14 protein-coding genes are annotated in these 9,671 nt (G+C 44.9%); 5 read left to right on the top strand and 9 right to left on the bottom strand.

Annotated features, from left to right (window positions below; genetic code table 11):
• Positions 1-105: 105 nt before the first annotated feature.
• From VZ94_RS16915 to VZ94_RS31030, 3 genes are all read right to left on the bottom strand, one after another.
• Positions 106-585: an SDR family NAD(P)-dependent oxidoreductase gene (locus VZ94_RS16915; protein WP_052700680.1), complete on the bottom strand. Its 480-nt coding sequence runs from the start codon at positions 583-585 to the stop codon at positions 106-108.
• 345 nt (positions 586-930) lie between these two features.
• Complete coding sequence (locus tag VZ94_RS16910) at positions 931-1,476, bottom strand: glutathione peroxidase (protein WP_045780118.1); 546 nt, start codon at positions 1,474-1,476, stop codon at positions 931-933.
• 358 nt (positions 1,477-1,834) lie between these two features.
• Positions 1,835-1,957: a hypothetical protein gene (locus VZ94_RS31030; protein ID WP_275575306.1), complete on the bottom strand. Its 123-nt coding sequence runs from the start codon at positions 1,955-1,957 to the stop codon at positions 1,835-1,837.
• A 61-nt stretch (positions 1,958-2,018) separates the two neighbouring features.
• On the opposite strand from VZ94_RS31030, the gene VZ94_RS16905 reads away from it, so the two are divergent.
• A complete protein-coding gene (locus VZ94_RS16905; protein ID WP_045780117.1) occupies positions 2,019-2,300 on the top strand; it encodes a DNA/RNA non-specific endonuclease in 282 nt (93 codons plus the stop codon).
• Between the two features lie 360 nt (positions 2,301-2,660).
• Here the strand turns inward: VZ94_RS16905 and VZ94_RS16900 are convergent, their stop codons facing one another.
• The 4 genes from VZ94_RS16900 to VZ94_RS23560 form a co-directional block, all read right to left on the bottom strand.
• Positions 2,661-3,464 carry a GIY-YIG nuclease family protein gene (locus tag VZ94_RS16900; RefSeq protein ID WP_157844967.1) on the bottom strand — a complete coding sequence of 268 codons (804 nt, stop codon included), beginning with the start codon at positions 3,462-3,464 and terminating at the stop codon, positions 2,661-2,663.
• Between the two features lie 224 nt (positions 3,465-3,688).
• A complete protein-coding gene (locus VZ94_RS16895) occupies positions 3,689-4,909 on the bottom strand; it encodes a DUF4062 domain-containing protein (RefSeq protein WP_045780115.1) in 1,221 nt (406 codons plus the stop codon).
• A gap of 570 nt (positions 4,910-5,479) precedes the next feature.
• Positions 5,480-6,154, bottom strand: a complete 675-nt coding sequence (locus VZ94_RS16890) for a tyrosine-type recombinase/integrase (protein WP_052700679.1) — start codon at positions 6,152-6,154, stop codon at positions 5,480-5,482.
• Positions 6,115-7,149, bottom strand: a complete 1,035-nt coding sequence (locus VZ94_RS23560; RefSeq protein WP_052700678.1) for a phage integrase family protein — start codon at positions 7,147-7,149, stop codon at positions 6,115-6,117. The genes VZ94_RS16890 and VZ94_RS23560 overlap by 40 nt, the downstream gene beginning before the upstream one ends.
• A 352-nt stretch (positions 7,150-7,501) precedes the next feature.
• On the opposite strand from VZ94_RS23560, the gene VZ94_RS26110 reads away from it, so the two are divergent.
• The 4 genes from VZ94_RS26110 to VZ94_RS29500 are packed head-to-tail and all read left to right on the top strand — an operon-like array spanning position 7,502 to position 8,655.
• Positions 7,502-7,639, top strand: a complete 138-nt coding sequence (locus VZ94_RS26110) for a hypothetical protein (RefSeq protein WP_157844966.1) — start codon at positions 7,502-7,504, stop codon at positions 7,637-7,639.
• Positions 7,640-7,694: 55 nt separating this feature from the next.
• A complete protein-coding gene (locus VZ94_RS31025; protein ID WP_204369196.1) occupies positions 7,695-8,156 on the top strand; it encodes a Fic family protein in 462 nt (153 codons plus the stop codon).
• Positions 8,138-8,392, top strand: coding sequence for a Fic family protein (locus VZ94_RS31020; protein ID WP_204369195.1), 255 nt, complete (start codon positions 8,138-8,140; stop codon positions 8,390-8,392). Before VZ94_RS31025 ends, VZ94_RS31020 begins: the two co-directional genes overlap by 19 nt.
• Complete coding sequence (locus tag VZ94_RS29500; RefSeq protein ID WP_045780114.1) at positions 8,392-8,655, top strand: hypothetical protein; 264 nt, start codon at positions 8,392-8,394, stop codon at positions 8,653-8,655. Before VZ94_RS31020 ends, VZ94_RS29500 begins: the two co-directional genes overlap by 1 nt.
• Positions 8,656-8,807: 152 nt before the next feature.
• Here the strand turns inward: VZ94_RS29500 and VZ94_RS16870 are convergent, their stop codons facing one another.
• Both VZ94_RS16870 and VZ94_RS24645 read right to left on the bottom strand, forming a co-directional pair.
• Positions 8,808-9,428, bottom strand: coding sequence for a hypothetical protein (locus tag VZ94_RS16870; RefSeq protein WP_045780113.1), 621 nt, complete (start codon positions 9,426-9,428; stop codon positions 8,808-8,810).
• Between the two features lie 85 nt (positions 9,429-9,513).
• On the bottom strand, positions 9,514-9,671 hold a 158-nt coding region (locus VZ94_RS24645; RefSeq protein ID WP_131655608.1), incomplete at its 5' end, for a transposase domain-containing protein.

Genomic DNA, 9,671 nt, shown 5'->3' with positions numbered 1-9,671 from the left:
GCTAGGTTTTGGCAAAATGTAAGAAGTAGGTTTGTGAGTTGCTGATAGAAATTTAGCAGCAAGTATTCTGTTTTTTATCAACTTCCATAACAAGCAATAAATTTATTAAATATCATATAGATATAACAAGTTAGGTGCTAAAATCAACAGTATTGATGCCCGGGTTAGCCCCTCTATCGCGCCCTTGCATGCCGCCACCAATGCATGGTAAGGAAATCCAGTTTGTACCGCTACCGTACTAAACATGACCACTGATGCAACCTTGGCAGCCAGCAGATTTGCGTGGTAAGACTGTAAACAACGCACTGCGCCCAACAAATTAAGCTCAAAATCCTGCTTGAAATCGTCGAGTTTGATACTTGAAAAAGACTTTAGATTGATGCTGCCAGGGCAGTAAACTAGGCCATGTAAAGGCTCTTCGATGTGTGGCAAGGGATCCTTGAGTACATTGCATTCAAAATGTCGATAAACATGATCGGCCGGAGTGCGGCTGAGCGAAAATACTCGAATCTCTTCAGACTGTGCTAAGTCGGCAATAGCGGCACCAATGCCACTACTTGCACCAATTATTAAAATGTTACGCATTGCTGTCACCATTGAACTACCAACCATTGTTGCCGTTTTAGAAAAAGGTCGTAGCAATTACGATGAATAACCGATGCGCCATGTTTAGCTTGCTGACCTCGCTTGATCACAGACTTGCAACCTCAATGTGCTGCAAACTTTTTTATCCAAATCCCTCAACGCTTCTTGTAAAAATACGCCTGTAATGCATCAAAACCTGGATTAGCAATTACAGATCCAGACAATGCAAAAATAATTTATCGACCGCAGCTTTGACGCCTTGCAGCATGATATTGTTTAACACCCGCAAATCATTGCTTCCTGAAAAATTCGGCTCTAAACCAGCGAGAGGTAAAGTTTTAAACGCTATTTAGCAGATAACAACGCACTAACTTTCGAATCTAACTGCTCAGGTGTCACATTGCTGGGAAAGGCAGCCACGCTGGTACCGGTGCGATCAATCAAATACTTATGGAAATTCCAAGCCGGTGCCTCGCCGGTCGCTTCGAACAGCTTTTGGAAAAATCCGTTCGCTGCCGCGCCCTTTACCTGACTTTTTTCCATCATTGGAAAGGTAACGCCATAATTGATGTAACAAACATTAGCGGTTTTTTCAGCTTCCTCGAATTCTTGATTGAAGTCGTTAGACGGAAAACCGAGCACCACTAAACCGTTATCTTTGTATTTTTGGTAAAGCGCTTCTAGGCCCTTAAATTGAGGTGTGTAGCCGCAGTTACTGGCGGTGTTGACAACTAAAATGACTTTTCCTTGAAAAGCCTGACAAAAATCGATTTGCTCAGTGGAGCGTAACTTGGTCATTGTGTGGTTCAGCAATTCTGGGCAGGGCTTGGCTACCACCAGCGAGCCCGAGAAAGCCCATAAGCTAGCAATTAAAAACACAGTTTTCATCATTGTTACTCCTAAGTCTATTGTCCGAAGTATATCACTGCAGGGGAAAAGTCAATCTGAGGTACTCGCCTCGTTGGCCTACAGTTCGCAAATTATGGATTTGGTTGACTGGCCGCTTTAGAGAAGCAGGATTGGAGGTAAAGGGTCGTAACAGCTATTGCGGCCTTTGTGTCAAGATAGCGAACATTTTTACCAATATTGACGCCTTCTCGAAAGTCATAAAGCCTATCCTGACCTAAGGTTACCTTTCCAACTGCCAGATTAAATCATAGCCTGGCTGTGAGCTACGGCGCACTTACATCAAACTCGTTTAAAATCCTGTTAATGCACATGCCGAGCGTTACGATTTGCCATGTTAAGGCTAAACCGGCTTAATCGCACCAGCAAAGCCATTGGCAAAAGGCTCATGCCGCGCATCTTGATCGGTATGCAAATAACAAGACTTGGTGGCAATGCGGCTATGCTCTAAATTGTCAAGAATCATCGCAAGGAAGTATTGTCTTCAGCAGCTAACGAACCGTGGCTGTGGTGGATTCAACTCTGAAGTGCAATCAATCAAAAATAGTCGTATTTGGGGAAATAATCCAAACGATGACGGCTTTGTCACTTCATATGGCGTTAAAACACCTGATGAGTTTTGGGAAGTCGTTATTCGCTGTACTGGCCAAGACCAACGAGCAATTGCTTGTAGAGTTCCGAATTCGCAAGTAGCAATGATGGAAAATTTAGGCCACTATCTTGTTACGATTGACGCTATTGAAAAAGCGACTGGAGAAAAATCCCTGTTGCAGATTGCGCCAATCATGGTTAATGGCCAGTCTATGTGAAAGGGTAAATGAATACTTTCACAGCTTCTATCGCGAATCCGCGCTACTGACCAGATTCTACAGTATGCGACATGGAGAGTTTTTCTACTCGACATGCCAATTCAATTGCTCGCTTAACTGTATGATGTCTCATCGGTGATCACAGAATAGATGAAATATAGGTAACCAGAAGGGAGAGAAACTGAATTTTGTGATTTCCTCTAACCCATTACTACGTTCCAAAGTATTCTATTCCTTATTCATAGCTGCACGGTATAGCGGATAAAGTTAGGACTTACGCATTTAAAACAATAAACAATAACCATATTTAAACTATTGATTTTTAATACTAATACGCTGTCAATGCGTAAGTTCAAAAAGTTAGCCATCACCAGATTCGTCAGTTGATAGCGTTTTAATCACCTGATGAGCTTTGACTGCCTCGTATTCGCTCAATCGAGTTCCGTCCGACAGGCGCCATTCGCTTGGGCCGCTAATTGAATAGCCCACGATGAACCCAGCGGCTTGACTTGAACTGTTGAAAAGTTGATCCTTCAATAACCGAAGCCTTGAGCCATCGTCGACAAGGGTACCTGAAGCAATGAGCTTGTCGCGAAGCACGCGATTGCTAGCAGACAAGCTTGTGTGAGTAGTTCGATTGACTTCTGAACCAGAGAGCACAACAAAGCCCTCGTCAGTCCGTACAGCCTGGGTCGCAAGATCATTTACGCGAAGGGAAAATATCGGAGAGTTAGCGACGTAAGACGGTTGAATGGAAGTGTCCTCGACTTCTAATTCTAACATGTTAGGCGATTCGTTTTGGATTGAACGAGGCGGGGTGACATACGGATCTAGGACTCTGTGGCCGAGGACGCCAAGAAGGGTCCGTGCATGCTCGATGAACTCCTCCATTGCATCTCGATCCGGACGAGGAAGCACTGGAAGCTGTGGTTGCGTCGCATTGAGCACTCGGTAGCGGTTTGCTGCAACGGCTAGCTGGCAGAAGCGAGCCTCTAAGTACCGAACATGAGCCTTTGTTAGATTCTCATCCTTACTGGTAAATGCGATAAGGTCCGACCAAAACTCTTTTTCGCTAGAGTGTGTGACCAACCGTTCGATTACGGATTCTGATTCGCCAATGTAGACGGCAGCATCGGATGTCTCTTCGGTCACACCGAAGAGCAAGTATACGCCTGGTCGCTTAAGTTCACTCCACTTGCGGAGATCCTCGAATCGCGTCCTCGGACAAGCCAGGGCTTGCCCGGTCCAGTTTGTGATCTCAGCATGTCTAACGCCTGTTACGGACCCGTCTGCAAGGTAGATTCGAATCTGTTTTCCCATGGTGTACTCAATGCTGTGAAGTGACGGCTAACGCTGCATTCAGCGGCTTGTCCGCATGCAATGCATTGCTATGCATTTTCATCAGAGTCACCCTCATCATCTCTGCTCTTGATTAGTTGCTCTTGATGTATCCATTTGTCTATATAGTGATCAAATGGCTCTCTTACATAACGCAAAAATCCCATAGTTGGCCTCATATCACTCAAAGCATCCACGATGATTTCTCTCGTATCTTCGCCAAGCTCCATAAAGGCCTCCCATTCCAATGAAAGGCTATGAAAAAAATCCGGTGATGTTCTCAGTTCGAAAAACGTTCTATCTGCTTTGATCAAGAACATTCTTCTACTAGGCCCGAAATTTCTTCTCTGATATGACAGCTCCTCAGGGAGTTCGCTCGTATCCATCATTTTGTCGATTTCTGCATATCGCAATAGGTCATTCCAAGAGTGACGATCTCTAATTAAGAAATTGTGATCCCTAAGCCCAAGTGAGCGCACAAAGTCAATAAGCCTTCTAAATCGCACAACTCCCCTGGCAACGTCGCGTTCATTCTTGGTTCCTATAGAGGTGAGAATTGCAGTTTTTAGGTCTTCAAATTGCTCAGTTAGGCTATCAATGCGTTTTGCTTCAAACGCCCTGTTTCTCTGTTCTTTTATCAATTTCTGGAATAGAGCTGACCATTGTTTTCTGAGAGCATCCTCTATGTCTTGAAATTTAGAGAAAGTAAATACGCTGTTCCCTCGGGCTCTGTATCGCAGAAAATTAATAAACTCAAATATAAAGGAAGCGGTTTCTGGCTTTTCAATAGAAGGGAATGAAATTTCGCTAATTATCGGTTTATCTTTATTCTTCTCATACAATGAGTGGTCATGCCATACGGCTGAATCAACAAAAGTGAACACTGGGATGCCCGATTCAACAGCTTTCAAAATTTCAAGCTGTGTAACAGAAAGATTATCCTGCTTCTTTAAGCTCTCAATGCTTTTGCTTTCCTTTTTCAGACTATCAAAGTCAAGCTTTGCCAAAGCCTCTGGAACAGTTTTTCCACCAAATCTAGAGCCAACTATCAATACAACCACATCGGCAGAAGCCACTTCGTCAACACAGCTAGTATGGGTATGAATTCGTGGGTCATATAGCAAATCACTGTAATCACTCATTAATGGCTCATGACCCAGACCTTGAATGAATATCCGCAATTGCGAGCGAATGACCGACAGATCATAACAAGTAGATGAAACGAAAACTCTCAATCCTGACCATAGAGAGGGAACTCCTCTAGGATGCATAACTAGTAAATAGATGGTTTTGATATATCAACTGAAAAATACTCTTTGAAGTGATAATTTATTGATCTGCATATTAGTGTTCCTTCTGTATTTCGTCGCTGTTGAAAAATTATGACTGGTAAGCAACTACTCATAAATTATTTAACACTCTTATGCCTATAAGCCGCTAAAAACAAGACATACCTGTTAAAAGACTATTCCTCAGTTGCTTAATGAGCCAATTGGCGACATTGAATCACATTAAGCGATAGACGGCAATGGGTCGATTAACAGCCATTGCGGCCTTTAATGTGTTGGCTTTGCTAGGCCCGTCATTTGCCTTATTCCTTACTCTATAGTAAGGAATAATGTTAGTCGATAGGTCACTTTTGAGTCAAGACAGCGGACATTTTTACCAATATTGACGCCTTCTCGAAAGTCATAAAGCCCATTGCCTCATAGGGTTACCTTTCCAACTGCCAGATTAAATCATAGCCAGGTTGTTAGTTATGGGCTACGGCGCACTTACACCAAACTCGTTTAAAATCCGATTTATGCACAAGTCGAGTGTTGCGATTAGCTCTGTTAAGGCTATACCGGCTTAATCGTACCAGCAAAACCATTGGCAAACGCCTCATGCCGTGCATCTTGGTCGGTATGCAAATAACAAGACGTAGTGGCAATGCTGCTATGCCCTAAATTGTCACGAATCATTGCTAACGGAATATTGCGTTCAGCCGCTGCCGAACCGTGGCTGTGTCTAAGCCAGTGGGCGCTGGCTTGGTCTAGTTTTTGTGCGACATCGGGGTGCGTATCGGCAAGTACTTCGGCTACATAAGCAAAACATTCTTTCAAGGCTTTATGAATCGCTAACGGGGTTAACGGCTGTTTATCTGAACCGCGTAAGGGTGGGATGAGCGGATATTCTAAGCCTAAGCGATGAATAGAACGGCCGGTGAGTTTTAGGTAGGTTTCGACCAGCAATAAATACGTGGTTAGGGGAATGGGGACTTGCCGTTGTTTTTGACCTTTGCCGATGACGGTTAACCAGTGTTGGGTTTGGCCTTGTCGTTGTACCGTGTATAAGTCAGTCAGTTTGGCATTGGCTAATTCATGCAGGCGTAAGCCCAGGTTAAAACCTAAGTGCAGTAATAACTGATTCCTTAACCATTTAGTTCGGGTATTCTCATCGGCGCTGATAATTTTTTGCTCGACCACTTGGCAAATTAACTGCCAATGTGCCTCATTAAAACGCCCGATTGACATCTAACGGGCGTTGACCAGCGGGCGTTTTTTAATTTCGGTAACGCGCTAATCGGGTTATGCAATAAATAATGCTGGCTGACCAAAAAGCTCATTAAATTATTTAACACAGTTTCAGCATAGCGACGACTACGCGGCGACAGCGGGCCAGTAAACGGCTTCCAACTGCTCTTAGGTTTTGCTTGTGCGACACCTATCCAAAGCTCGCGTGGCTGAGGATCGGCAAGAAAACTGCGGTACTCACTCATGTCCGCGACATTAAGCGACGATACCGGTTTTTGTTTCACCACCACCGCCCAAAGCAACAAGCGCTCGGCTTCGCGGCGATAACTGCGCACGGTATGGCTGTTCGGGTCGTAACGCCCTAGCCAAACCTGAATGGCTTGATAATCATCTTCAGCCGCAATAAACGGTATTACTGGCGAGCGATTGGTGCCGTTACGACCATCTAAGTGCTGCGCTAACACGATATGCTCTAAAGGCATAATAACGCTTTCATAGCCTACCGGTGGCGCAGCAGGTTTAATCTTAAGCTCAGGAAACACCTGTAATAACTGGGCTTCAAGCGCGTGTGCCGTGGTTGAGCCTAAACCGGCTATGTTTTGCCACCAAGGCGAGGGCGTCTTTTGGACAAAGGCAAGCCAATCCGCGACCGTTGTGAGCTTAATCGGCGTTAATTTTTCTAGCTCATCATCGCCTAGCCAATACGATAAAGGCTGGTTTAAAGCTGGGATCACATCCTCTGCCTGTTGTAACGCATCAATACGCGATAAGATTAAAGTCAACTGACTCGCTGGCGACGGGCGGTCTAACCAGTTATCGCCCCATTCCTTATGCAAGCGGCGGGCTTTTAACCTTAACCGGGTGCGCACAGCGCTGAGTAAAGGAGCCGGTGTTTCGTCGCCACAATAATCGCTGAGCGCGGCTAACGGGACGCCATGCAACCAGCCGCGTAGTAAGGCAAGTTCGTCACGGGTGAGTAAAGGTGAGGGGGTCATGGCTGCGTGGGAGAGAGGTAATAGCAAATCGTTGCGGGTATGGTTATTGATGCGTTGGGAGCTGTCAACAGAAAAACTTTAGCCGTTACCAAATCTATATTGGCTTTTACAATAATCTGCTCTGCGGCTAAACAAGCTGTATAGTAATATGCGGCCAATAGTTGTTTAACCATGTGTCCGAAAACGTGTTGACACATCAGGCGAATATGGTCGAAAAATCAGGATTACTGGAGCAATTCGGAACGCTGCGTACTGAATTGGCTATTTTGTTACTTACATTCACCTTGCCTGAGGTTCTATTCGCATATGTTTTTTAATATGGAATTGGGCTTACCATCAAAGGATGAGCAAGATGAGAGTCGCCCACATCGAAACCCAATCCGTCAAAATAAACCAAGCTATTACTATCCAGCAGCAACAAATCGATAAACTCAAGGAATACAAAGCCAAGTTAATCAACAGCGCCGTCACCGACAAAATTTTTGGTTAATTACAAATTATGAATTATGAATTATTTGATAAAGCTGATGCCTTGCTGAGCCAATTTGCAGCAATACCGCGACTGGGATAGCCGCAGCGTGGACAAGGCTACAGACATCGAATACACCTATGACAGCAACCGCATCGAAGGCAATACGCTGACTTTGCGCGAAACCGATCTGGTGATTAGCAAGGGACTGACGATAGGCGGCAAGCCGCTGGTCGAACATTTGGAGGCGATCAACCATTATGAAGCAGTTGAACTGATTCGCGACATGGCCAACCAAGATGCCCAGTTCAATCGCAACGACTTGTTGACCTTGCACGCCTTGGTTTTGCGCGGTATCGATAAACACTATGCCGGTCGGTTTCGGGATATTCCGGTGATGATCAGCGGCAGTCGGCATATCCCGCCGCAACCCTGGTTATTGGAAGATCAGATGACCAGGTATTTTGAGTTCTATACACAAAACCGGCAAAGCCTGCATCCAATTTTATTGCTGCCGAATTGCATGAGCGATTGGTGACTATTCACCCGTTTGTGGATGGCAATGGCCGCACAGCCCGTTTGGTGATGAATCTTGTTTTACTGCAACACAGCTACCCCATAGCCATCATTCATGGTGACACCGAATCCCGGCTGGCGTATTACGATGCCTTGGAGCAATGTAACTTGACTCAGGATAAACAGACTTTTTATGATTTGATTGCCGAGAAAGTCATCGAAGCCTTGCAGCGCCGGTTATCATTAATTAGTAATTAATGAGAAATTTTTTAAAAGAAAAAAGCTTCGCTTTTGCCGTTCGGATAGTGAAGCTCTATAACTACACCTTTGCAAGGAAAAAGGTGAATATGTCATGTCGAAACAATTGTTACGTTCCGGCACAGCGATTGGAGCGCTTAGATAAATTGATTAAAAAATACGGCCTGCTGCATTTGCTGAAAAAGGGGTTAAGCGTCGATGATGCCAGTTTGAACTTGCTGTATCCGGCACCACTGGTCAGCAGCTCGGAAAAAAAAAAGTGAAGCAAAAAAAAWTTTTGCCGCCAGCATTTTCAGCAGCACTCGCCAGGTGCGTTATTTCTTGAGCAACACCCTGGAATAAATAGATTTTGTGTTGTTCATCAATAGCTTGCCGTTTGCCACGTTTATTTAAACTTGATGTTGAGGCATATTTATTAAAGCCGATATTCTTCTAAAGGATCGAGGTTGGCGTCGCCTAACCAAAGCCCACCCATTGAAGTTTCGTCGCCTAATGCCCAGGCGATAACATCCAGCGGCTCCTCACCCGCCGCCAATTTCTTGTCATGTTCGTGCAATAATCCCAATATACCATCTAGCTTTTCGCCGGCTTTTAAGCGGCGAGCATTGGTAATGATAGCCTGTACACGGTCAAGCCTATTTTCTAGCAGCGCAATTTTCTGCTGTTGGGCGCGCAATATCTCTACCAGAAACCCTTGGAAACGCGCCGAATCCAGCCACCGCTCTCGTAACGCGCTTAAGACTGGGCTAATTGCACTAGCTGAAAGTTCACCCTTGTGGACTTGAAAATCGACGAAGACTCCCTGGGCCAGGACGATAAATACCGTTCGTTTGCGTACACATTCCGCTTCTATTCGATAAACCAGTTTGCCCGTGTCATCTAGGCATAGGTGATCAAAATAAACCCTGATCCCAGGTAAACTGCCAGAGACCCAATCGCCCAAACGGTAATGGTTTAGTATGCAGTCGAAGCGTTTGCTTTGTAGTTCCTGCTCGTGGCCATCCACTTCTATATAAAACGAATCAAACATACCCATGTCGCGGCTCTCCTCTCAATTGTCTGAAATTATAATGTACAGATTGATAGTTTTTGGTAACCGTTCAATCTAGCCACGTTGTTTTCTAAAAGACATTCTGATCCTTAACTGTCTCGGAATTTGCCGTTGCAAAAGGCAGCAACTCATCGATACGACTGTTGGGCCAAGTCGGTAATTTTTCCAAAGTATCCTTGAGCCATTCGGTAGGGTTTAAGCCATTGAGTTTAGCCGTCCCTAATAAGG

Source organism: Methylocucumis oryzae (genome assembly GCF_000963695.1).
GTDB classification, from domain to species: domain Bacteria; phylum Pseudomonadota; class Gammaproteobacteria; order Methylococcales; family Methylomonadaceae; genus Methylovulum; species Methylovulum oryzae.
This window is presented reverse-complemented; position numbering and strand designations above follow the sequence as displayed.